Here is a 21,816-nt window from a genome sequence, read left to right as displayed (position 1 = left end):
GGGCTAACCGGAATGAAAAGGGCTGCCCACGAGGCAGCCCTTTTACGTTGCGCAGGGTGGAAGACGCTGCATCCTTCCACCACCTCGGTGTGAATCAGTCTACTTCGGTGAACTGGATGATCTCCACCCAGTAGCCGTCCGGATCCTTGATGAAGGCGATGTCGCGCATGCGCCCGTCGGTCAGGCGCTTATGGAAGTCCACGCCGAGGTCTTCGAAGCGCTGGCAGGCGGCCTTGATATCCGGCACCGAGACGCACAGGTGGCCGAAGCCGCGCGGGTCGCTGTTGCCGCTATGGTAGGAAAATTCCGGGTCTTTTTCGGTACCGTAGTTGTAGGTCAGCTCCAGCACGCCGGGGATGGATTTGCGCCACTGGTGACGGGCTGCCGGGTCGGTCGGTATCTGCGACTTGTCGGCAATCAGCGCGAGGAAGTACAGGCTGAACTCGGCGTCGGGGAAGTCCTTCTTCTCTAGCAGGGTGAAGCCCAGCACGCGGGTGTAGAAATCCAGCGATTTGGTCAGATCCTTCACGCGGATCATGGTGTGGTTGTAGACGAAGTCGGCGGTGGCGACGTCGGGCTTGGCGGTCACGCCGGGCAGGGTGTTCAGTTCGTCGAGGGTCATGGGGTTCTCCATCAGGCGTGAAAAAGCAGTACCTGTCTAGGTGGACGCGGCGATGGCGTTTTTCAAGGCAGGTGATCGGGTTATAGGGCAGCGAGCGACTCGCATGGGTTCCCGGCAGGGTGGCAACTGGGCCACAGGCAGCGGGGTAGCGTAGGCGTGGTTGGGCGCAAAGCATCGCGGCTGAAGCCGCTCCTACAAAGTATGAGTGCGTAGGGTGGACAACGCTGTTTTTGTCCACCGTGGGCTGGCACGGCGGTGGACGGGTTTCAGACCCGCAGCGTGATCAGCTCGGCCCGTGCCCGGCCATCCTCGATATGCAGGAGGCCAACGCCGATGGGCAGCTTGAAGCGCCGTGGCCCGGCGCTGCCAGGGTTGAGGTAGAACACGCCGTTACGTTCCTCGTGTAACGGCTTGTGCGAATGGCCGGCGATCACCACGTCGATGCCCCGCTCAGCCGGGTCGATATCCAGTTGCTTGAGATCGTGCAATACATGCAGCGTGACGCCGCCAAACGTCAGCGTCAGACGTTCGGGGATGGCATCGACCCAGGCGTCCTGGTCGTTGTTGCCACGCACCACCGACAGCGGCGCGATGCGCTGCAGCTCGGCCAGGATATGCGGCCCGCCGATATCGCCGGCATGGATCAGGTGGTCGACGCCCTGCAACGCCGCCAGTGCCTCGGGGCGCAGCAGGTTGTGGGTGTCTGCGATCAGGCCGATGCGCATAGGCTGATAATCATTGGCACGCATTACATCCGCTCCGTGCAAATAAAGGCGGTAGAGCAGGGCTCTGTAGGTATTCACCCAGGCTATTTAGATCCAGCGCTAATGTACGTCAGGGCCAACTGACATCCAGCACGCGCACAAACACCTTTTTCTGCTCCTCCTCTGAAAGCTGGCTTTCCAATTGAGCTTTTAGCTAATTGGGTGTCGAGGGTTTTGGCTTCCTTGCTGGTGGGATTTTCAGTTCCTTGCTGTCGCCAAACCAAAGCACCAAATAGATTCCGTGGCCTGCAGACTTCGGTGCATGTGCATATTGGGTAATGAGTTGATCGTGCAGAGCTGTCCATAGCTTTTCGTGATCGTCACGCTTGATCTCAATTGGCAGTGCCAATTGGTTGCGGTAGTCGAGATGAAGATCGGCGCGCTTGTCGCCTGCATGGTCATATTCCGGAGCAATGCCAATGCCGTGCGCATCCAGGCGTGAGCGCAAGCGGGCCAATAGGACATCGCGGCATAGGTTCTCCCCGCGGCGGTTGCGCGGCTGCCTAGTGGGAATATTCCAGAACATCCGATAGCCGTCGTCATTGGCGTGGCGTAGTTCATGGGCGATGTCGTCTAGATGGCACAAGGTCAGGTGCATAAGATCGGTGACACTTGCTGGCGCCTGGTTGGCTAGCACATCGGCGACCGCTTCCAAACCAAGGAATTGGAATTCAGCTTCCCTCTTGCGTGCTTTCTGCTGCTCCAATGTGCTCCGAATACGGTAGTGCTGAGACGCCAGAATTGGGATATCAAGCAGGCGCTGAAGCTCATTGCGGGCTTCTGCCGTAGTTTGCGTACCCAACCAGTCGATCATCCCGCGCAGTTCCTCACTCAGATCCATCGCTGCAGTGACGAAGCCTCCTCGGCCCCGTTCCATATCAGCGTGCCGGATAAGTGTCTCGATCAAACGGCCCAGAATACGTTCGGGCTGGGAGGGGCGTAGGGCCTGTAGCTGAATACCTTGCATCAGGACTTCCACCGCTAGCTGCATGGCTACATCGGCCTCCTCTGCTTCGCCGAGGCGTTGCCAGAATTCCTCTGATTCGTCAGCGCTGCCAGTCAGAACCTGTAGCGCCAGCCACAGAAGGCGCTGTTCAGCATTGAGTTGTGGTGACTTCAACTTTTGCCGTGTCAGCGCAGCGAGACATTCTGGAGCAAAAATTAGAGCTGCTTTCAGCAACTGGCGCAGGTCATAGAGCTGCTGTGCAGTGGCTGTTTCTGGAAATTGCTGCAGCAATTCTGGGCTTGCTAACTGGGCGACCTGTGCATAAGCAACATCTTTGGCCAATAAGTACGCGATGCCTGCAGAGGTATTGCCAGCAGCGAAAGTACTAGTCGCATGCCGGATCAATACGTGGGAAAACAGTTTGGGCCTCTGCTGCGCGGTTTGTGCACACCAGGTGCGAAGATCATCCAGCCCGAAGTATGGTGTACAGAGATAGATGGCGAGCAGTAACTCAACTTGATCATCGGGTAACGCGACTACCTGCTCGGGTGTCTCTGTCCAGCTCAGTTGCAGGCCAAGCAGACACGGCAGGCTAATGTAATGACGCTTTCCGGCTTGATTCAGAGCGATGATCTCTGCTGCAGAGGGCAGGTTCGAGCGCTGTAGGCATCTTCGGAAACCAGACTCGGCTGCCTGCATGAGAGCATCACCCAGATCGCTGTAGCTGGAAAAACGGGCGCTGATAGTGTCCCCTTTAATATCCGAGAAGTGAGCTAGCCAAACCATCGCAAGGTGCTCTAGCAGGCTAGCCGAGGCTGTACCGGCGGCAATAACAGCCAGTTCGGGAGTAATTTTTTGAGTGCGCCGGTGGCGTTGCTCAGCCTGTTTCCTTTTGTAGCTGCGAGTGCGTGCAGCATCTTTCAAACGCCAACTTTCCTGCTCAAGATCACAGATCAACCAGTCGTTTAACCAGTGCGCTCGCTCTGGAAAATCCTGCGCCCACGTTTCAAGAGTCTCCAGCGATAGCCCCTCTGCGCCACGTTGTTGTACCAGTGCACCAACCGCGTTCTGAGCATGGATTTTGGCAATCGACTCCTCTGGCATGCCTGCCAGGTGGAGGTGCCAAAGTCCAATGTCTGCTGGTGGTGCGGCGTTATGCAAGTGGAGGGAGGGGATATGCCTACTATCGTTTGCAACAGCTTGGACACACTGCGTAAGTACGGCTTTGTATTTCTCAGGATGCTGTTCGAGCCAGCTCTGAACCTGTAATCGAGAGTCTTGCTCCCGGCTGAAATAGCCATGTTGATTAGCTCCAACCCCCAGCCAGTTGAAAAGCTGCTCACCCGTGGCGGACTCACCGAACTCCTTGAGAGTACGAACAAGTAATCGATCAACCGAACGGGAAAGCATCCCTTCGGTTCTATCCTCATCAAGAAAGTCGCTCTTGGTGCAGAGCCCATCCAGCAACGCCGGCAACTGATTTGTCGGCGCGCGTTCCGATAGTCCATGCTCCAAGAACATCCGGTAGCCTCCAATCAGATGCGTGTTCTTGGGCGGATGAAGGCAATCGAGCAGCTCTTCCGGCATCAAATAATCCGGATACATCCGATCTAGCAGTTGGCTTAGCAACTCGTCATCTTCGTCTTCAACATCACTGCTGCATATTTGTGACAGCAGGGATTTGCTTTCTGCTGGAGAGGCCATTTTCAGCCAAATACTGAGCGCGCTATTACGGAGCCGTGGCCAGAGCGAAGCGTCTTTGATTATCGCGAGCAGCGGCGCTGCCAAGGTGGCATCAGCATGCCCGTATTCGAGAATATCCAGCACACAGTCCATATGTGACTGGGTTGTATCATCGCGCTCGGAAGCCAGCAGAATGCGTTGAAAGTCCTCAAGCAGCGACTCGTCTGCCAAGGCTCTGAACCCAGACATGTCTTGCCAAAGGTGCCAGCGATATCCGGGGAATCTCTCCGCTTGCTGACGCAGGGCCTGCAGCAGGTAGCGCTTGTCTGCAGTGCTGAATGGGCCGACATCGCCATACAGCACGATGCCAAGAGGATCTGCTTCTATCAGGCGCCTACGTATTGATGTGCTTTGTTGCGCTAGCCATGCGAGTAGCCCCCGCAAGTCGGCGACTACTCCTCCGTCGAAGCCGAGTAACAGGTTGAGTAGCCGGCCATGGGGAAGACTCTCCCGATCCAGCTTGTCCGCCAGCCATCTTGCTGCCAGATATTCGGCGATGCTGCGGTGGTGAGGGATAAGATGATGGGCGTTGCCAGGGGCGGGGGTGAATAACGCGGACTGTAGTGCTTTTCTGGCTGCAGCAGGAATCTCTGGTTTGAACTGCTTAAGTTCTGGATAGTTATTGCCGCTGGAGTCTGCGTCGCTGGAAATGCCAGCCTTGCTCGATAGTAACTGCACAGCGAACAACTGCCCTGCCGCTTTCAACAAGGTGTCGTTATCGACCGCTTTGGCTTCACTGGTTTGTCGGTGGCGAACATTGTTTTCTTCCGCCAGTTTCTCGCAGGCGAGTCGATAGACCTCGTTGCGGTTTTCCGGCCATTTCTCACCGCTGACGGCCCTCGCCATCAGACCGAGCATCTGTGGGTTGCTCAGCAGCGCGGCAATACCGTGGCGCTCGGCTTGCTCGATAAAAGCTTTGGGGTCGATGACGTTGTAATTGCTGTGCAGGATTCGCTGAATGTCCTCGCTGCTCAGCGGGCACAGCTGCAATATCATCAATAGGCCATCGGGGCTGGCGCCTTGCAGATCAGCGATGTCGGTCGAGCCATACCAGTCAGCTGCGCGGCAGGAGAGTCGGAAAGCAGGTTTGCCAAGCTGCAGTAGTTGTTGGCGGATGCGTAGAGGTAGGCTGTCAGCACCTGCGGAGCGGGCCTCATCCAGTGCATCGATGAACAGGGTTTTCTCGCGCCACTCCTCTAGCGGCGGTGTCGTGTTTATAAGTTCGTTCACCGTGACATATACGCCCTCGACCTCCAGAGCGGCCTGCTTCAGGGCTTCACTCTTGCCTGCTCCGGGCTCGCCCAGCAGAACCCATGCAGGCGTCATGCGAAAGTTGGCGAGTGGTAACTCTTCTAGCCTCTGTTCTTTGTCCTGCGTTTCAGCAACTTTCTGCACTCGCCTGGCTACCAGCATCGTCCTTACCCCTCAAATCCTGCATGCCTAGCAGAATACAGGGCTGATCAGTGGCGCAGAAAGCAAAGCGCCCCGCTATTGCGGGGCGCTTTTTAAACTACTGAATAGGATCAACCGTCCAGCAACGCCTTGTCGCGCACCGCACCCTTGTCGGCGCTGGTGGCCAGCAGGGCGTAGGCCTTCAGCGCGGTGGTGACTTTGCGCGGACGCTTCTCTACCGGCTTCCAGCCTTTCTTGTCCTGCTCGACCCGGCGTGCAGCCAGTTCTTCATCGCTGATCAACAGGTTGATCGAGCGGTTGGGAATGTCGATCAGCACTTTGTCGCCGTTCTGTACCAAGCCAATCGCGCCACCAGCAGCGGCTTCCGGCGAAGCGTGGCCGATGGACAGGCCCGAGGTGCCGCCGGAGAAACGGCCGTCGGTCAGCAGGGCACAGGCTTTGCCCAGGCCTTTGGACTTCAGGTACGACGTCGGGTAGAGCATCTCTTGCATGCCCGGGCCGCCTTTCGGGCCTTCGTAGCGGATGATGACGATGTCGCCTTCTTTCACTTCATCGGCGAGGATGCCGCGCACGGCGCTGTCCTGGCTTTCGAAGATCTTGGCGTTGCCTTCGAACACGTGGATGGATTCATCCACACCGGCGGTTTTCACCACGCAGCCGTCGAGGGCGATGTTGCCGTAGAGCACGGCCAGGCCGCCTTCTTGTGAGTAAGCATGCTCGACACTGCGGATGCAGCCGTTTTCACGGTCGTCATCGAGGGTGTCCCAGCGGGTGCTCTGGCTGAATGCGGTCTGGGTCGGGATGCCTGCCGGGCCGGCCTTGAAGAAGTGGTGCACGGCTTCGTCGGTGGTCTGGGTGATGTCCCATTTGGCGATGGCTTCGGCCATGGAGGCGCTGTGTACAGTTGGCAGGTCGGTGTGCAGCAAACCGCCACGGGCCAGCGAGCCGAGGATGCTGAAGATGCCGCCGGCGCGGTGCACGTCTTCCATGTGGTACTTCTGGATATTCGGCGCGACCTTGCACAGTTGCGGTACACGGCGCGAAAGGCGGTCGATATCACGCAGGTCGAAATCGATCTCGGCTTCCTGGGCAGCGGCCAGCAAGTGCAGGATGGTGTTGGTGGAACCGCCCATGGCGATGTCCAGGGTCATGGCGTTTTCGAACGCTTTGAAGTTGGCGATATTGCGCGGCAACACCGATTCATCACCTTCGCCGTAGTAGCGTTTGCACAGCTCGACAGCGGTGCGGCCGGCCTGCAGGAACAACTGCTCGCGGTCGCTGTGGGTGGCCAGGGTGGAACCGTTGCCCGGCAAGGCCAGGCCCAGAGCTTCCACCAGGCAGTTCATCGAGTTGGCGGTGAACATGCCGGAGCACGAACCGCAGGTCGGGCAGGCGCTGCGCTCGTATTCCGCGACCTTCTCGTCAGAAGCGCTGGAATCGGCGGCGATGACCATGGCGTCGACCAGGTCGAGGCCGTGGGAGGCGAGTTTGGTCTTGCCGGCTTCCATCGGGCCGCCGGAGACGAAGATCACCGGCACATTCAGGCGCAGGGCGGCCATCAGCATGCCGGGGGTGATCTTGTCGCAGTTCGAGATGCACACGATGGCGTCGGCGCAGTGGGCGTTGACCATGTACTCGACGGAGTCGGCGATGATCTCGCGGCTCGGCAGCGAGTACAGCATGCCGTCGTGGCCCATGGCGATGCCGTCATCCACGGCGATGGTGTTGAATTCTTTGGCTACGCCGCCGGCACGCTCGATCTCGCGGGCGACCAGTTGGCCCAGGTCCTTCAGGTGCACGTGGCCGGGTACGAACTGGGTGAAGGAGTTGGCGATGGCGATGATCGGCTTTTTAAAGTCTTCGTCCTTCATCCCGGTAGCGCGCCACAGGGCGCGGGCGCCGGCCATGTTGCGGCCGTGGGTGGAGGTCTTCGAGCGGTAATCAGGCATGACGGATTCCTGCGGCTAATTCGGTTATGTGTGCGGTGAGCGTCTTGGCGCGACGATTAGCGCTCTGGCGAGGCGGCATGACGAAACGGGATCACCGTTCGTGCGGCCTGGGCTCACAGGCCCGCCGGAGGATGTCTGGCGGGAAATGAGTCGATTCTACGCCGCCGTAGGCAGCAAGGGAAAGGCTGGTGGGCGCGCTGTGCGAGGCGTCTCGCCACTGTCGATGCGCTGCGAGCTCGTGTGTACCGTCAGAAGGCGTATGCCAGTTGCGCCCATATGCGCGGCTGGTGCTCGGTGATGGCCCCACGCTCCAGAGTAGTAGTCCAGGCTAGGGCGCTCTGCGCCCGTTTGGGCTAGGCAGTGTTTAATATCGGAGGCAGAGCGTCCATGGAGGCATTCCCACGCTGAGCGTGAGGAGCGATCTGATATGGTTTTGTGCTGTTCCTGCACAAGCCACTGCTGCGTTATCCCCGGTAGTGACGCGATTGCCGGTTGCCCTGATGCGCTAGCCAATATTCTTCGCTGAAGCGCCTCCCAAGGCCCGACGCGGTTCTTGGCGGCGGGTAGCCACGATGGGGCGTTAGCCTTGCTGACGATTGAGCGGTTTCGCACTACTTACCCCGCAAGAATTGCCGCCGGTATGTGCGCCAGTGGTAGTTCGCGGTCTACCGCGCCGATTTTCATGGCTTCTTTGGGCATGCCGTAAACCACACAACTGGCTTCGTCCTGGCCCAATGTGCGTGCGCCGGCTTCGTGCATCTCGCGCAGACCACGGGCACCGTCGTCGCCCATGCCGGTCATGATGATGCCGGTGGCGTTGCCCCCAGCGGCGCGGGCGGTGGAGCGGAACAGCACATCCACCGAGGGTTTGTGGCGGCTTACCGGCGGGCCGTCTACCACTTCGACCAGGTATTGCGCACCGCTGCGTTTGAGCAGCATATGCCGGCCGCCGGGGGCGATTAGCGCGCGGCCAGGCATTACGCGGTCGCCGTGTCGGGCTTCGAGAACCTCCAGCTCGCACAGGCCATTGAGGCGTTCGGCAAAGGCGGCGGTAAAGCGCTCAGGCATGTGCTGAACGATGACGATGCCAGGGCAGACGCGGGGCAGGGCGGTGAGGATGTACTCTAGCGCCTGGGTGCCGCCGGTGGAGGTGCCGATGGCGACGATACGTTCGGTGGTACGGCTCATGGCGCTTTGGCCTGCAGGCATTACCGCATCTGCGCTGAGTTTGGCCGGTACGGCGAGGGGTTTGTCTTTGCCCAAGCGGCGGACGTTTGCCCGGGCGGCGGCCTTGACCGCGTTAACCAGGTCGTCGCTGGCATTGATCAGGAACTTGCTGAGGCTGGCCTGGGGTTTGGTGACGATGCTCACCGCGCCGGCTGCCAGTGCCTGCATGGTGGTGGCGGCACCTTTTTCGGTCAGGGTCGAGCAGATCACCACGGGTGTCGGGCGTTCGGCCATCAGTTTTTTCAGGAAGGTGATGCCGTCCATGCGTGGCATTTCCACGTCCAGCACGATGACGTCCGGCCAATCGCGCTGCATCTTATCTTGGGCGAACAGCGGGTCGGCGGCGGTGCCGATGACCTGGATCGCCGGGTCGGCGTCGAGTACCGAGGACAGCACCTGGCGAACCACGGCCGAGTCGTCGACGATCATGACTTTGATGGGTTTCATGGCAGTTGTATTCCCGAGGAGCTACCGGGGGGGCATGGCCGGTGGCGATTGTTTCAGGGCTATCTGACCGTTCCAAATATCGAAGATCAGGTTTCTGTGGCCGATGCCGCCCACGTGCTCGCCGTGGCAGACCAGCCCATGTTTGCTAATCAGTTCTCTGGCCATTTCTACATTTTGCAGGCCGATGTGGTTGCGTTTGCTGGCGAGCAGCGCCGGGAACATATGTCCGCCGCCGAAAATCCTCGCCTGGTATTCGCTGAAGCGGGTGCCGCTGGCGTCGATTTCTTCGCGCAACAAGCTCATGACCTCGTCGCCATAGCGCCCATCGGGGTGCGCGCGGGAACCGCTGCGCGCTGGCAGCATGAAGTGGCTCATGCCGCCCAAGTGTGCTCGCGGGTGCCAAAGCACCAGTGATACACAGGAGCCCAATAGTGTGCGGATACGGGTGTAAGGACCGCCGAAGTGGTAGTCGCCAGGGCGCAGGTAAACTTCGGCGATGGAGGGTCTGTTAGGCATCGGGTTTGCGGTATATCGACGGTTTGACGAGTTTGAGCGTGTCGTCAACGCCGTTGAGGCTTTCCGAGTGGCTGATGATAAAGAAACCGCCAGGCCGTAGGTGCTTAATCAGACGTGTGACCACTTGGCGCTTGGTTTCGGCGTTGAAGTAGATCATCACGTTGCGCAGGAAGATCGTGTCGAACAGGCCGTGGTCCGGCAGTGCGGCATTCAGGTTGATCTGTTCGAAGCGAATGCGCTTGCGTAGCGCCGGAGTGATCATCATGCGGCCCTGATTGTCGTCGACTCCGCGTAGGCAGTGTTTAATCCGGAGATGGGACGGGATGTGTTGGCTGTCTTCCAGGTCGTAGACGCCGGTGCGCGCGCGTTCGAGGATGCGCGTGCTGATATCCGAGGCAAGGATTTCCCAGGGCCGTTCGCCGAGCGTATCGGCCAGCAGCAGGGCCAGCGTGTAAGGCTCTTCGCCACTGGAACAGGCACCGCTCCAGATGCGCAGCGGCCGGCCATTTGGCACCGCACCCGGTTTAATCAGCTGTTCGCGGAGGAAGTCGAAGTGCTTGGGTTCGCGAAAAAAGTAGGTTTCATTGGTGGTTAGCAGGTCGACGCAGACCTGCAACTCGGCGGCGTCTTTGCTCAGGCGATGAAAGTACTCGCCGTAACTGGCCATGCCGAAGGTGCGCAGGCGTTTGTTCAGGCGGCCGGCCACCAGAGGCTTCTTGGCATCGGAAAGATGAATGCCGGCGATCTGGTGGATGAGCTGACGGAACTGGCCGAACTCTCGGTCAGAGAGTGCGGCGGGGCTGGTTTCATGCATATCAGTTCTGGCCGTCTTCTACGCCTTGCCGCCCAGCCTGGCCGAGCAGCGCCATCTCCTCAGCCGAGAGCACTTTGCCGACGTCGAGCATCACCACCAGACGTTCGTCCAGCTTGCCCATGCCGAGGATAAAGTCGGCACGGATGCGGCCACCGAAGCTCGGCGTCGGTTCGATTTCTGCGGCGGAAATCTCGCGTACTTCGTTGACCGCGTCGACCACCATGCCGATCACCTGGGTGACACCGTGCTGCTGGATTTCCAGGATCACGATGCAGGTGCGTGTACCGATGGTCGTGGCGTTGCCGCCAAAGCGCAGGCCTAGATCAATCACCGGCACCACAGCGCCGCGCAGGTTGATCACGCCGAGAATGCTTGGCGGCATCATCGGCACGCTGGTCAACTGGCCGTACTCGATAATTTCGCGTACGGCATGGATCTCAACGGCGAACAGTTCCTGAGTAAGCGTAAAGGTCAGGTACTGGCCCGCCGTTGCGGTGGCACCGGGCAGGCGCCGTGGTTCGGCACTCATGGCTCACTCCTGGAAACGCACATAACCGGCAGGCAGGCCAGCCATGTGAGTCGAGGAATTGCTATCGCTGTCTCGCGATGAGCGTGCCGGTTTGCTTGGGCGTTGGTTTTTGCTGTTGCTGCGTGGCGCGGTGGCCGAGTTGCTGCGTTCGCCGCTGCCTGTGAGCTGGAAGAAGTCCATGAGCTGTTGCAGCTGTTCGGCCTGGCTGCTCATTTCTTCAGAGGTGGCTGCCAGTTCTTCAGACGCCGAGGCGTTCTGCTGGGTGAGCTCGCTGAGCTGGTTCATGGCGGTGTTGATCTGGCTCACCCCGCTGCTTTGCTCTTCCGATGCTGCGGCAATTTCCTGGACCAGGTCAGATGTCTTGGCAATGGATGGGACGATCTCGTCGAGCAGGGAGCCTGCGCGCTCGGCCAGGGCCACGCTGTTTTTCGCCACTTCACCGATTTCCTGGGCGGCTATCTGGCTGCGCTCGGCCAGCTTGCGTACTTCTGCGGCAACCACGGCGAAGCCTTTGCCGTGTTCGCCGGCACGGGCAGCTTCGATGGCGGCGTTGAGGGCGAGCAGGTTGGTCTGGTAGGCGATGTCGTCGACGATGCCGATTTTGTCGGCAATGGTTTTCATTGCGCGCACGGTGTCCTTGACTGCCTGGCCGCCTTCGCCTGCTTCGGTGGATGCCTTGCTGGCCATGCCGTCGGTAACGCGGGCGTTTTCGGTGTTCTGCGAGATCGAGGCCGACATTTGCTCCATCGAGGCGCTGGTTTCTTCGACCGACGCGGCTTGTTCGGAGGCTGCCTGGCTCATGCTTTGCGCAGTTGAGGAAATTTCTTCCGAAGCGCTGGATAGCGAGTCGGCGGAGCTGCGCACCTCGGTGATGATTTGCGAAAGACGGGTGGACATGTTGTTGATCGAGGCCAGCATGCTGCTGGTGTCGTTGGGGTTGACCCGGACCTGAGTGCGCAGGTCGCCTTCGGCAATACGGGTTACCACTTCAGCCGCGTAGGCCGGCTCTCCGCCCAGTTGTTTGAGCAGGCTGCGGGTGATCAACCAGCCCAGCAGGACGGTAAGCAGCAAGGCGATACCGCCGATGATCAGCAACTGCAGGCGAGCACTCTCGTAGAGCTCGGTCGCTTCATCCGAACTGTTGAGCATAAGTTCGCTTTGGTACTTGATCAGTGCTTCAGCCGCTTCGAGCAGTTGGTTGTTGGCCGGGATCAGCTCGTTGAAAACATAGGCCTCGGCCCGGTCTTTATCACTCAACAGCTTGAACAACTCGTCATAGTGTTTGCCAACCTTGTCGCGTGCGGCATTGACGTCGGCGAGCTTTTCCTTACCGCCGGCGCTGGTAATCGACTGTGAAAGTTTTTCGGCTGCATCAGCGCGTTTTTCTCTGCTGGCGCTAATTAAATCGATGTTTTTCTGAGCGGTCGCAGAATCCTCAGACAGGATGATGTCGCGTATGTAGCGAGCCTGGTTGAGCGTTTCTATCTGGATGGTCATCGCCTGACGCACTTTGGGATAGTCATCCTCAACCATGATGGTCGAAGCATCATTAATGGTGCTCATGCGAGCAACACTCAGCGTAATGCAGACCAACAGCAGCAGCAGAACCGTGCCGAAGCCAAGGCCGAGTTTGGTGGACACACGAAGATCTTTGAACATGGCTCATTCCTCAAGGGGCTGGCTGTGGCACTTATTTAGGTCGGGACTGCTTGTTTTTCGTCTGGATTGGTCGACAGTTCGCGGATGGCGAGGGTGTTTGCGATGGTCAGTACGATGATGAAATCATCCTGTCGGCGAACCATGGCCTGGATAAAGTCGCTGCGTACGGGGTTGCCGAACGCGGGTGGCGGGTTCATTTCATGTGGCGCAACTTCCAGCACTTCGCTGACGGCATCTACCAGGATGCCCAGTGGCTGGGTGCTGTCATCGTCACTGACTTCCACGATGATGATGCAGGTACGGCGGTCTACACGGGTTTTCGCCTGGCCGAAACGCAGCCCCAGATCGATTACTGGCACCACCGCCCCCCGTAGATTGATAACCCCATGCACGCACGGATTGGCCATCGATATGCGGGTCGGGCGCTGGTATTGAATGATCTCTCTAACGCTCAAACCATCGATGGCGTAGCTGCGGCCATGCAGGTGGAAACTGAGGTATTGGTGACGGTTTTCCTCGGTGCGGGCAGGCTCCCGGACATCGTCGGAACGCCTGCTGTCATCAACAGTGGTCAAGTCGTTCATCTGTTTAGGCCTGCGCGGATTCAAAGGATGTTGTGCTGTCTGATGTGGCGAGCCGGGTCAGTAACCGAGGAATATCGAGGATTACGGCGACGGTGCCGTCGCCGAGGATGGTGAACCCGCCGAGTTCGCGGCAACCGGCGAATACCTTGCCGAGCGGCTTGATCACGGTTTGGAATTCCCCGACCAATTGATCAACCACCAGGCCCGCACGTAACCCGGCCTGCTGCACCACAACTACACTTTCGCGGCGTGACGGTTCACCGTCCTCGTCGAATAATTCACGCAGGCGTACGACTGGGAGCATTTCTCCGCGCAGCTCTAGGTGGCCGCGCTGCAGGGCGCTGTCGTTGTGTAACTCGATACATTCTTCGACCAGCTCAAGCGGAATCACATAACCGGCTTGGCCGACGTTAACCAGGAAACCGTCGATGATCGCTAGGGTCAGCGGCAGGCGAATGCGTACGCGCGTGCCTTGGCCGAGGGTGCTGTCCAGGTCGATGGTGCCGCGCAAGGCGGTGATGTTGCGCTTTACCACGTCCATGCCGACGCCACGGCCTGACAGGTTGCTGACTTGCTCGGCGGTAGAGAAGCCCGGCTCGAAGATGAGGTTGAAAACCTCCTTCTCGGTTAGCACTTGGCTTTCGCCAACCAGGCCGCGCTCACGGGCCTTGGCCAGAATTTTTTGCGGGTCGAGCCCGCCGCCGTCATCGGTCACTTCGAGAATGATGCTACCGGCGTCATGGTAAGCATTCAGGCATACGCTGCCTTGGGCAGGCTTGCCGCGTGCCTGGCGTGTTTCGAGCGGTTCGATGCCATGGTCCATGGCATTGCGCACCAGATGCGTGAGCGGGTCAGTGATGCGCTCGACCACGGTTTTATCCAGTTCGGTTTCACCGCCGCTGATGGACAGCGCGATGTCTTTACCGATCTCCCTGGACACGTCACGCACGACCCGCTGGAAGCGGTTGAAGGTCGCGCCGACCTGCACCATGCGCAGCGGCAGGGCGGAGTCGCGAACCTCTTCGACGAGACGCGAGAGCAGTTCGGTGGACTCCTGCATTTCGCTGTTACCGCACTTCTGTGCGGTCATGCGGGCACCGGCTCCGGCGATGATCAGCTCGCCTACCAGGTCAATCAGCTTGTCGAGCTTATTGGCGTCGACGCGGATAAGGCTGCTTTCGTTGCTGCGGTTTTCTTTGATTTGCTGCTGTTTCTGCAGGGCGGCGGCGATCACTGGCGGCTGTACCAGACTTTGTTCCATCAGCACCTGGCCGATGGGGCGTACCTCGTCGCGTTCCTGGCCTTGTACCTGGGTGTGCAATACGTCTTGCAGTTCAGCGGCGGTCAGGGTGCCGCAGCGCATGAGGATTTCCCCCAGGCGCATGTCTTCCTCGGGCAGCGTGCGGATCAGTTCAAGGTATTCGTCTGACTTACTGTGCGGCGGCAGAATGCGGATCAGGCTGTCCTCGCGGACGAACTCGAAGGCACCGTCGATCATGGCCTTGTCGGCATCACTGGCGAAGGCCAGTTCGAAGCCCAAGTAGCAGGTTTCCGGGTCCATTTCGCTCGCCGGTGGAATGCGGTCGAGCAATGGCACGATGCTGATGATGTTGCCGAACGTGTTCAGGTAGCGAAACAGTCCCAGTGGGTCCATGCCGTTGCGCAGTGTGTCCGGGCCGAAGCGCAGGGACAGATGCCAGTGGTCGGCGCTTAGGCCGGAGCCATTACCACGCTCGACCCGACCCTGTGGCGCGGGTACCGATTGGGCTTTAGGGGCTGGGGCCAGGTAATGACTGAGCTGCTTGCTTAATTGCTCGTGCGGTATCTGTATGTCCGCATCCAGTGCGTTTAGGTCGGTCCCGGCATCGACCAGGTCAATCAGGCGGGCGAGGTGATCACCCACTTGCAGGAAGAGTGCGGTCAGCTCTTCATCGAAATGCAGTTCACCGGTGCGCACGCGGTCGAGCACGCTTTCGGCGATATGGGTGAAGGCGACGATAACGTCCAGGCCAAATAGGCCGGCAGAGCCTTTGATCGTGTGCGCCGCACGGAAAATCGCATTGATGGTGTCTGCATCGCCGGGGCTGTGTTCCAGCTGTAGCAGGGCCTCTTCCATCTGCTGCAACAGTTCCTGGCTTTCCGCGATGAAGACCTTCAATACCTCTGCCATATCCATGGTCGTTACTCGCTTGTCGGCTTGATCAGGATGGGGTCGCCGAAGAAGGTGCCTAGGCCGCTCAGCTCGAAGGCTTCGATTACTGCCGGGCTATGGTTGCTCAGGCGCAGGTCGCAGCCCATGCGTCCGGCTTCTTGCTTGGCCAGTACCAGCAATTGCAAGCCGGCGCAGTCCAGCTCGTCGACTGCGGAAAGGTCCAGCTCTACTTCGGTGTTGGGCGCTAGCACTTGCATCAGCAAGCTCATGTGCTCCGTCGCGCTGTAAATGCTCAACCCACCTTCCAGCGGCAGGATGCGATATAGGTTGTCAGCAGTAGAGCCATTCATGGCCGCGGCCTCATGGCAGGATCAGCTTGGAAACGGCGGTCAGCATCTGCGCCGGCTGAAACGGTTTAACCACCCAGGCTTTGGCACCAGCTGCCCGGCCTTCTTCTTTTTTTGCCTCGCCTGCCTCGGTGGTGAGCATGATCACCGGGGTGAATTTGTAGGCAGGCATTTGCTTGACGTTTTTGACGAAGGTGATGCCGTCCATGTTCGGCATGTTTACGTCGCTGATGATCAGGTGGACCTTGCGGCCGTCGAGCTTGGTCAGGGCATCTTTGCCATCGCAACCTTCGATAACTTGGTAGCCGGCACCCTTGAGCGTGATGCTGACGACCTGTCGAATGGAAGCGGAGTCGTCGACGATAAGTACGGTCTTGCTCATGGGAACCTCAAAAAAACGTGATTTCGGAATCGTTATTCTTAGCCGTAGCGGCACCGTGATGAATGTTGTGCTGCTCGGGCATGGTGTAGGTCTGCGCCAGCTCTGCAAGCCAGCGCTCGGCGTCTAGGGCTGGCAGTGCCAAGCCCCGGCTGCGTTGTGCATTGCGCTCGAGGATATGCGCGAAGAGTTTGTCCAGGTCGCCACGTACATGGCAGAGCATCTGGCTGGTACGGTCCTGGAACTGCAGGGCAACCAGCACTTCGGCGATGTCCTGGGCGACGACTTCGCTTTGACTGCGCATCGCTTCGTTGTGACTAACAATGCCTCCAGCGCTCTGGTGGAAACGAGTGATAACGCCATTGATGACCTTGCTGGCGTTATCTAACGTCACGGCATCGGCCTTGGCGTATTCCTTAGAGATATCCAGGGTTTTGTGGATTGCTCTGTTGACGATGGTGATGGTTTCACCGATGCGCTGGCCGGTGTCGCCAGACATTGTCGATAGCTTGCGAACTTCGTCGGCGACCACGGCAAAACCACGGCCACTCTCACCCGCGCGTGCAGCTTCGATGGCGGCGTTGAGGGCCAGTAGGTTGGTTTGCTTTGCAATGTTGGCCACGTCTTGGGCCATTTCCTGCAATTGATCGGTAAAGCTGGAGAGCTCCATCACTTCCGTGAGCATGGACTCTTTGCTAGCCAGTGCTTCGCGCAGGGCCATGATGATCATGTCGAGTTCGTGCTGGCTGGTCGACAGCAGGGCGACCAGGCGATTACCCGCTTCTCGTTCCTGCCCACTGCCCAGGCTGTTCTGGATTCTTACCGCCAGGTTGGCGAAACGCTCGCTGAGTGCACTGATGGCCTCTTCTGTATGGTTGCGGGCTGTTTCGATCTGCTGTGACCAGAGCGGTAGCGTTTGCTCACAGAGGCTGTCGAGTTCGTCGCGGGTGGCGGTTTCGAATGCTTGGCCTATTTTTGGTATGGAGTCAGGTGTGCTTGCTGATGGGGGCGCGCGATGCATGTATACGACAATCACCGCGCCGCTCGCGAGTAGGCCAAGCACTGCCGGGAGCGTACCGAGAAGATCCTGGCCAACCAGCAGTACAGCTAAGGCTCCGGCGACCAATATCAGCAATGGGGCAATCAGGGGGAGGCGTTGATCGCGCACTTCTTTTTTGCTCCGCGACGGCGTGTTCAGGTTTCGCGGAACGGGTGTCAGGCTGGATGATTTCCTATGCAGCTGCCTGTACGTTCCATCGTCACAGTAGGTTGCACGAGGTTTCTCAGTGGCGGCATCGGATGTTGCTGGTTTATGACGTGTTTTTTTTCTTGCCTATTTCTAGGACTATTCCTAGGCGTAATCAGCTGTGCTTAGGCAGGACACGAACCTGACTAGGTCTGCAGTACTGTTAAACCCCATTTTTTCCATCAGATTTATCTTATGAGTACTCACGGTTTTGTTGCTGATCATCAGTTGTTCGGCAATCTCTTTGATGCTGGCACCCTCTGCGAGCAGCCGCATGATCTGGAACTCTCGATTGGTAAGGCTGTCCGTGCCGCTGCGCGAAGGGGATTTCAGGTTGCTCAGGGCGATCCGTTCGAGCAAGTCTGGATCGATGTAGCGTGCGCCGCCGCTGACTTTCTTCACCGCGTCGATCAAGTTTTCCGGTGACTGCTGTTTGGTCAAATAGCCCGCTGCACCCGCGCGCAATACGCGTGTGGCGATATGCGGGTCGTTATGCATGCTCAGTACCAGAATCGACTGTTTTGGATATTTGTGAAGGATTCTTGAAATCAGGGCCTCACCGCTGAGGCCCGGCATGCTGATGTCGAGCAGAAGTAGATCCACACGGGCGTTATGCAAGCATTCCAGTGCCTGCTGGCCGTTAGCCGCTTCTGCGACGATGAAGATGTCCTTATCCAGAGCGAACAGCCTTTTTAGCCCTTCGCGCATGATCGTATGGTCATCGACGATCATCATATGGATCATAAATATTCCTTCAAAGACTGATGTTGATGGGGAATATCGCTTGCACGATGGTTCCCTGGTCCGGATGGCTGAATATGACTACGGGGCCGCCCAGTTGCTTACCGCGCTCGCGCATGCCGGACAGGCCGGTGGTGTCCGGGAGGATGTCGCTCAGCGTGAAGCCGCAACCATCGTCGGAAATCTCCAGCACATAGTCGTTCTCACGCTGCTCCAGAGTCACTGCCGCGCGGCTGGCGTTGGCGTGACGCAGGATGTTGGTCAGCGACTCTTGGGCTACTCGGTACATGTGCGCTGCCCGATCAGCTTCCAGATTAATCGCCTGTGCGGGCAGCCTGCAGTGGCAGTTGATGCCTGATTGCAGCCTGAAATCCTCAATAAGGTTACGCAGGGCATTGGTCAGGTCATCAGTCAGAGGTTCTGTGGGGCCGCTGCTGTGGATGTCGCGTATCGCATCGATTGCCGTATGAGATATGCGCAACAAATGCTCTATCTGCTCGTTCAGTTCCGGGCGATCGCTCTCTAGGTGGATGCGTAATACGCCAAGCCCATGTTGCAGTGCAGTCAACTGCTGGCCCAGTTCGTCATGCAGTTCGCGGGCAATTCGCTTTCGCTCCTGGGTGCGCGCATTGGCGCATAAAACGGCCATTCTCGCGTGACAGACAGGGCAGTCGGTTTCTTCGCTGGATAGCATCGATGAGTCGTTCACGTTAGCTCTTGTCTCTTCTTGGTTTGGGAACGGGGTCGAGCACGCTACATATGGACTTTTTCGCCTTCGAATGCTGTTAGCAAAAATCACGAACGAAGCTTGCTGTTGGTCGTTGAGATGCTGAGCAGCTTTGCTGCGGTGCCATTCATTTTAAGTTCGGGATTTTTGTCTCAAGTACATGCGCTGATGGGGGGGCAAGGATAGGGATTGTGTTGCTCTGGGGTTTTATCTTTCGGCCACAAATTGTGGCTTGCACCTGATGGGCCAGTCGGAGGGGGCTTCGCACTATTGGGTCGAGACGACAGTGCGTAATGCAGGCGTATCTCTACTGCTTGTGTCATGTGTGCTGATTGTGTGTGAGTGTCTAGAGGCCGCATGAGCGTCATTGTCGAGGCGTAAATAAAAAATACGAACTCTGCGGCTTTTTTAGAGTGCACGAATGACGAACTAGATACATTGGCTTTGAAGGTCTCGAAGTTGTCGTAGAAACAGAGCAATTATGGCTCGAATTCCGCGCAGCTACAGACTAGCGTCTCGTACTCATCGCTCGTGGTTGCGCAGTTGCAAGGTGCAGGTGTGGATTGCTTTGCGCGTATACAAGCGGCGGAGGCATGCGTTACACGCGCTATACCGCTGGCTTCAGCTTGCATGAAAGCCAGTGCGCAACGCATAGCCTGGGTGGCGTACTGCAGCACCGCAGATGTTCACGGTTTATCGAATGGATGCTGCTGACCCAGGTTGATCAGTTTGGCAACTCAATACCGCGCATGCGCTCGGCGCGGCGGCGCAGCAGTTCGAGGGTGATCAGTAGGGCGATGGATACTAGGATCAGCAGGGTGGCGATGGCCAGGATGCTTGGGCTGATTTGCTCGCGTAGGCCCGAGAACATTTGCCGGGGAATGGTGCGTTGTTGCGGGCCGGCCATAAACAGGATCACCACCACCTCATCGAACGAGGTGATAAAGGCGAACAGCGCGCCGGAAATCACTCCGGGGCGGATCAGCGGCAGGATGATGTCGAAGAACACCCGCAGCGGTGTGGCGCCCAGGTTCAGCGCGGCGCGCGCCAGGCTGTAGTCGAAACCGGTCAGAGTGGCCGTTACGGTGATGATCACGAACGGCGTGCCAAGCGCGGCATGGGCGATGATCACGCCGAGGTAGTTACCGGCCAGGCCAAAGTCGGAATAAAAGAAGAACATGCCGGCGGCGGTGATGATCAGCGGCACGATCATCGGTGAGAGCAGCAGGGCGGTGATTAGGCGCCGCATTGGCATCTCGTCGCGGGCCAGGCCGACTGCCGCGCAGGTGCCGAGCGTAGTGGCCAGCAGGGTGGCGAAAAAGCCGATCATAAAGCTGTTCTTGATTGCCAGCAGCCACTTGTCATCGCTGAAGATGGCGCTATACCAGCGCAAGGAATAGGCCTCGGGCTGAAAGGTGAGCATGCCTTCGGTAAAGCTGAAAAACGGCTCAACGTTAAACGACAGCGGGATAATCACCAGGATTGGCAGGATCAGAAACAGCAGCACCAGCCATGAGCTGGTTTTCAGTAGCCAGCTGCCCAGGTGATGCCAAAAGCCGTAGTAGGCGGGAATCTTCATAAGCACGCGTCCAGGGTCAAACAGTCGGACGAAGGGGTAGCCCGGATGCAATCCGGGGCCGGTGTCGTGGCGAGGTGCGCGTCCCGGATTTCATCCGGGCTACGGTGCTCGCGGCAAAAGAATCTAAGCATGTTCATCCCAGTTTGATATTGCTGGCACCGACAAAGCGGTCGTAGAGCCAGTACAGCAGCAGGATCAGGGCGAGCAGTAAGGAGCCCAGCGCGGCTGCCAGTTCCCAGTTGTTCGAGCGCTGCATATGGAAGGCGATGATGTTGCTGATCATCTGCCCATCGGTGCCGCCGACCAGAGCCGGGGTGATGTAGTAACCCACGGAAATGATGAACACCAGCAAGGCCCCGGCGCTCAGCCCCGGTAGCGTCATCGGGAAGTAGATGCGGGCGAACGCCGGAATCGGCCGCGCACCGAGGGACATTGCCGCGCGCAGGTAGCTGGGATCGATGCCGCGCATCACGCTGTACAGCGGCAGGATCATGAACGGCAAGAGGATGTGAGTCATCGCCACCACCGTGGCGAACGAGGTGTAAAGCATCTCGATGGGTTCGCCAATGATGCCGAGGCTGAGCAAGAAAGAATTGATCACGCCGTTGGTCTGCAGCAGGGCAATCCAGGCGGTTGTGCGTACCAGCAGCGAGGTCCAGAACGGCAAGAGCACCAGCACCAGCAGCAAATTGGCGCGATTGGACGGCAGGTTGGCCAGGTAGTAGGCCAGTGGGTAGCCGAGCAGGGCGCAGAACAGGGTGATCACCAGCGCCATGTTCAGGGTCTTGGTGTAGAGCTGCAGGTAGATTTGCGTGTCTTCGCGCACCTGAATGCCTTGGTCGGGATGCAGTTCCAGGTCGAGTGCGGTCAGGTAGTAGTCATAGGTGTAGGGTTTGCCGGCGCGTTGGATGGCGTACCAGGTGTCCGGATTGCTCCATTTGCGGTGCGCCTTGAGCAGGGTACTGGCACCTTGCTGGGCAAGCTGCTCGCTATTTAGGCGTGAGACTTTCCGGGCGGTGGATTTGACCACGCTGGACATGCCGGCTGAGGCGCGGTTGATTTCTTCGGCCAGCTTGCCGGACTGGCGTTGTTTGGCCAGGCCATGCAGTTCATTCGCGAACACACTCAGGGTTTGTTCGTCGGGTATGGTTTTGCCGTCCCAGCGTTGTAGCTCGCTCAGGGTCAGCGGAATCAGGGCGGCCACCGTTGGGTGATGAACGCTGCGCCAGAGCATGCTGGCGATGGGTGCAACAAAGGTCAGCAGAATAAAAATCAGCAACGGCACGACAAACAGGAAGGCAGTCAGGCGCTTCTTGCGGCGACCGCTGGCGGCTTGATGGGCTTCAGTGCTGGTGAGAGAGGACAAGCGGACTTCTCCGGTCGGTTGTAGGGTGGGTCGGGCCGCGCAGAGCAATGACCTTGGCCGGCAAGG

General features: G+C 58.6%; 18 protein-coding genes. All 18 read right to left on the bottom strand.

The window, feature by feature from the left end; translation table 11 throughout:
* Nucleotides 1-94 precede the first annotated feature (94 nt).
* The 18 genes from gloA to VCA57_RS07015 all read right to left on the bottom strand — a co-directional run bounded on the left by gloA (nucleotide 95) and on the right by VCA57_RS07015 (nucleotide 21,750).
* Complete coding sequence (gene gloA / locus VCA57_RS07100; RefSeq protein WP_411184266.1) at nucleotides 95-622, bottom strand: lactoylglutathione lyase; 528 nt, start codon at nucleotides 620-622, stop codon at nucleotides 95-97.
* A 266-nt stretch (nucleotides 623-888) separates the two neighbouring features.
* Nucleotides 889-1,347: a metallophosphoesterase family protein gene (locus tag VCA57_RS07095; RefSeq protein ID WP_411184314.1), complete on the bottom strand. Its 459-nt coding sequence runs from the start codon at nucleotides 1,345-1,347 to the stop codon at nucleotides 889-891.
* Between the two features lie 193 nt (nucleotides 1,348-1,540).
* Nucleotides 1,541-5,488 carry an NACHT domain-containing protein gene (locus tag VCA57_RS07090; RefSeq protein ID WP_411184265.1) on the bottom strand — a complete coding sequence of 1,316 codons (3,948 nt, stop codon included), beginning with the start codon at nucleotides 5,486-5,488 and terminating at the stop codon, nucleotides 1,541-1,543.
* A gap of 110 nt (nucleotides 5,489-5,598) precedes the next feature.
* Complete coding sequence (gene ilvD, locus VCA57_RS07085; protein ID WP_411184264.1) at nucleotides 5,599-7,437, bottom strand: dihydroxy-acid dehydratase; 1,839 nt, start codon at nucleotides 7,435-7,437, stop codon at nucleotides 5,599-5,601.
* A 615-nt stretch (nucleotides 7,438-8,052) separates the two neighbouring features.
* A complete protein-coding gene (locus VCA57_RS07080; protein WP_411184263.1) occupies nucleotides 8,053-9,111 on the bottom strand; it encodes a protein-glutamate methylesterase/protein-glutamine glutaminase in 1,059 nt (352 codons plus the stop codon).
* 21 nt (nucleotides 9,112-9,132) lie between these two features.
* Complete coding sequence (locus tag VCA57_RS07075) at nucleotides 9,133-9,627, bottom strand: chemotaxis protein CheD (RefSeq protein WP_411184262.1); 495 nt, start codon at nucleotides 9,625-9,627, stop codon at nucleotides 9,133-9,135.
* Entirely contained in the window at nucleotides 9,620-10,441 is an 822-nt protein-coding gene (locus tag VCA57_RS07070; RefSeq protein WP_411184261.1) for a CheR family methyltransferase, read from the bottom strand. Before VCA57_RS07070 ends, VCA57_RS07075 begins: the two co-directional genes overlap by 8 nt.
* A gap of 1 nt (nucleotide 10,442) precedes the next feature.
* Nucleotides 10,443-10,970, bottom strand: a complete 528-nt coding sequence (locus VCA57_RS07065; protein WP_411184260.1) for a chemotaxis protein CheW — start codon at nucleotides 10,968-10,970, stop codon at nucleotides 10,443-10,445.
* Nucleotides 10,971-10,973: 3 nt separating this feature from the next.
* The gene (locus VCA57_RS07060) at nucleotides 10,974-12,629 is read right to left on the bottom strand and encodes a methyl-accepting chemotaxis protein (RefSeq protein ID WP_411184259.1); all 1,656 of its coding nucleotides are present in this window, start codon (nucleotides 12,627-12,629) and stop codon (nucleotides 10,974-10,976) included.
* Nucleotides 12,630-12,664: 35 nt separating this feature from the next.
* A complete protein-coding gene (locus VCA57_RS07055) occupies nucleotides 12,665-13,213 on the bottom strand; it encodes a chemotaxis protein CheW (RefSeq protein ID WP_411184258.1) in 549 nt (182 codons plus the stop codon).
* 4 nt (nucleotides 13,214-13,217) lie between these two features.
* Entirely contained in the window at nucleotides 13,218-15,389 is a 2,172-nt protein-coding gene (locus VCA57_RS07050; protein ID WP_411184257.1) for a chemotaxis protein CheA, read from the bottom strand.
* 5 nt (nucleotides 15,390-15,394) lie between these two features.
* The gene (locus tag VCA57_RS07045; protein WP_411184256.1) at nucleotides 15,395-15,715 is read right to left on the bottom strand and encodes an STAS domain-containing protein; all 321 of its coding nucleotides are present in this window, start codon (nucleotides 15,713-15,715) and stop codon (nucleotides 15,395-15,397) included.
* Nucleotides 15,716-15,725: 10 nt separating this feature from the next.
* Nucleotides 15,726-16,094, bottom strand: a complete 369-nt coding sequence (locus tag VCA57_RS07040) for a response regulator (RefSeq protein WP_411184255.1) — start codon at nucleotides 16,092-16,094, stop codon at nucleotides 15,726-15,728.
* A gap of 7 nt (nucleotides 16,095-16,101) precedes the next feature.
* The gene (locus VCA57_RS07035) at nucleotides 16,102-16,812 is read right to left on the bottom strand and encodes a methyl-accepting chemotaxis protein (RefSeq protein ID WP_411184313.1); all 711 of its coding nucleotides are present in this window, start codon (nucleotides 16,810-16,812) and stop codon (nucleotides 16,102-16,104) included.
* Nucleotides 16,813-17,442: 630 nt separating this feature from the next.
* On the bottom strand, nucleotides 17,443-18,081 hold the full coding sequence (locus tag VCA57_RS07030) for a response regulator (protein ID WP_411184254.1): 639 nt from the start codon (nucleotides 18,079-18,081) through the stop codon (nucleotides 17,443-17,445).
* A gap of 10 nt (nucleotides 18,082-18,091) precedes the next feature.
* Nucleotides 18,092-18,787, bottom strand: a complete 696-nt coding sequence (locus tag VCA57_RS07025) for a sensor histidine kinase (protein ID WP_411184253.1) — start codon at nucleotides 18,785-18,787, stop codon at nucleotides 18,092-18,094.
* Nucleotides 18,788-19,529: 742 nt separating this feature from the next.
* A complete protein-coding gene (locus VCA57_RS07020) occupies nucleotides 19,530-20,384 on the bottom strand; it encodes an ABC transporter permease (protein WP_411184252.1) in 855 nt (284 codons plus the stop codon).
* 133 nt (nucleotides 20,385-20,517) lie between these two features.
* On the bottom strand, nucleotides 20,518-21,750 hold the full coding sequence (locus VCA57_RS07015) for an ABC transporter permease (protein WP_411184251.1): 1,233 nt from the start codon (nucleotides 21,748-21,750) through the stop codon (nucleotides 20,518-20,520).
* Nucleotides 21,751-21,816: the final 66 nt, after the last annotated feature.

The sequence above is a fragment of the Pseudomonas sp. genome, assembly GCF_046581935.1.
GTDB lineage: Bacteria > Pseudomonadota > Gammaproteobacteria > Pseudomonadales > Pseudomonadaceae > Aquipseudomonas.
The sequence above is the reverse complement of the archived record's forward strand: the minus strand, read 5'-3'. Positions and strand labels throughout refer to the sequence as shown.

Coding starts and splice junctions, on each gene's coding strand:
- VCA57_RS07075 (WP_411184262.1), bottom strand. CDS start 9,627: ATGCCTAACAGACCCTCCATCGCCGAAGTTTACCTGCGCCCTGGCGAC.
- VCA57_RS07065 (WP_411184260.1), bottom strand. CDS start 10,970: ATGAGTGCCGAACCACGGCGCCTGCCCGGTGCCACCGCAACGGCGGGC.
- VCA57_RS07035 (WP_411184313.1), bottom strand. CDS start 16,812: ATGGCCCTGCGCGAAGCACTGGCTAGCAAAGAGTCCATGCTCACGGAA.
- VCA57_RS07045 (WP_411184256.1), bottom strand. CDS start 15,715: ATGAATGGCTCTACTGCTGACAACCTATATCGCATCCTGCCGCTGGAA.
- VCA57_RS07060 (WP_411184259.1), bottom strand. CDS start 12,629: ATGTTCAAAGATCTTCGTGTGTCCACCAAACTCGGCCTTGGCTTCGGC.
- VCA57_RS07030 (WP_411184254.1), bottom strand. CDS start 18,081: ATGATCCATATGATGATCGTCGATGACCATACGATCATGCGCGAAGGG.
- VCA57_RS07070 (WP_411184261.1), bottom strand. CDS start 10,441: ATGCATGAAACCAGCCCCGCCGCACTCTCTGACCGAGAGTTCGGCCAG.
- VCA57_RS07055 (WP_411184258.1), bottom strand. CDS start 13,213: ATGAACGACTTGACCACTGTTGATGACAGCAGGCGTTCCGACGATGTC.
- gloA (WP_411184266.1), bottom strand. CDS start 622: ATGACCCTCGACGAACTGAACACCCTGCCCGGCGTGACCGCCAAGCCC.
- VCA57_RS07040 (WP_411184255.1), bottom strand. CDS start 16,094: ATGAGCAAGACCGTACTTATCGTCGACGACTCCGCTTCCATTCGACAG.
- VCA57_RS07090 (WP_411184265.1), bottom strand. CDS start 5,488: ATGCTGGTAGCCAGGCGAGTGCAGAAAGTTGCTGAAACGCAGGACAAA.
- VCA57_RS07020 (WP_411184252.1), bottom strand. CDS start 20,384: ATGAAGATTCCCGCCTACTACGGCTTTTGGCATCACCTGGGCAGCTGG.
- ilvD (WP_411184264.1), bottom strand. CDS start 7,437: ATGCCTGATTACCGCTCGAAGACCTCCACCCACGGCCGCAACATGGCC.
- VCA57_RS07095 (WP_411184314.1), bottom strand. CDS start 1,347: ATGCGCATCGGCCTGATCGCAGACACCCACAACCTGCTGCGCCCCGAG.
- VCA57_RS07050 (WP_411184257.1), bottom strand. CDS start 15,389: ATGGATATGGCAGAGGTATTGAAGGTCTTCATCGCGGAAAGCCAGGAA.
- VCA57_RS07080 (WP_411184263.1), bottom strand. CDS start 9,111: ATGAAACCCATCAAAGTCATGATCGTCGACGACTCGGCCGTGGTTCGC.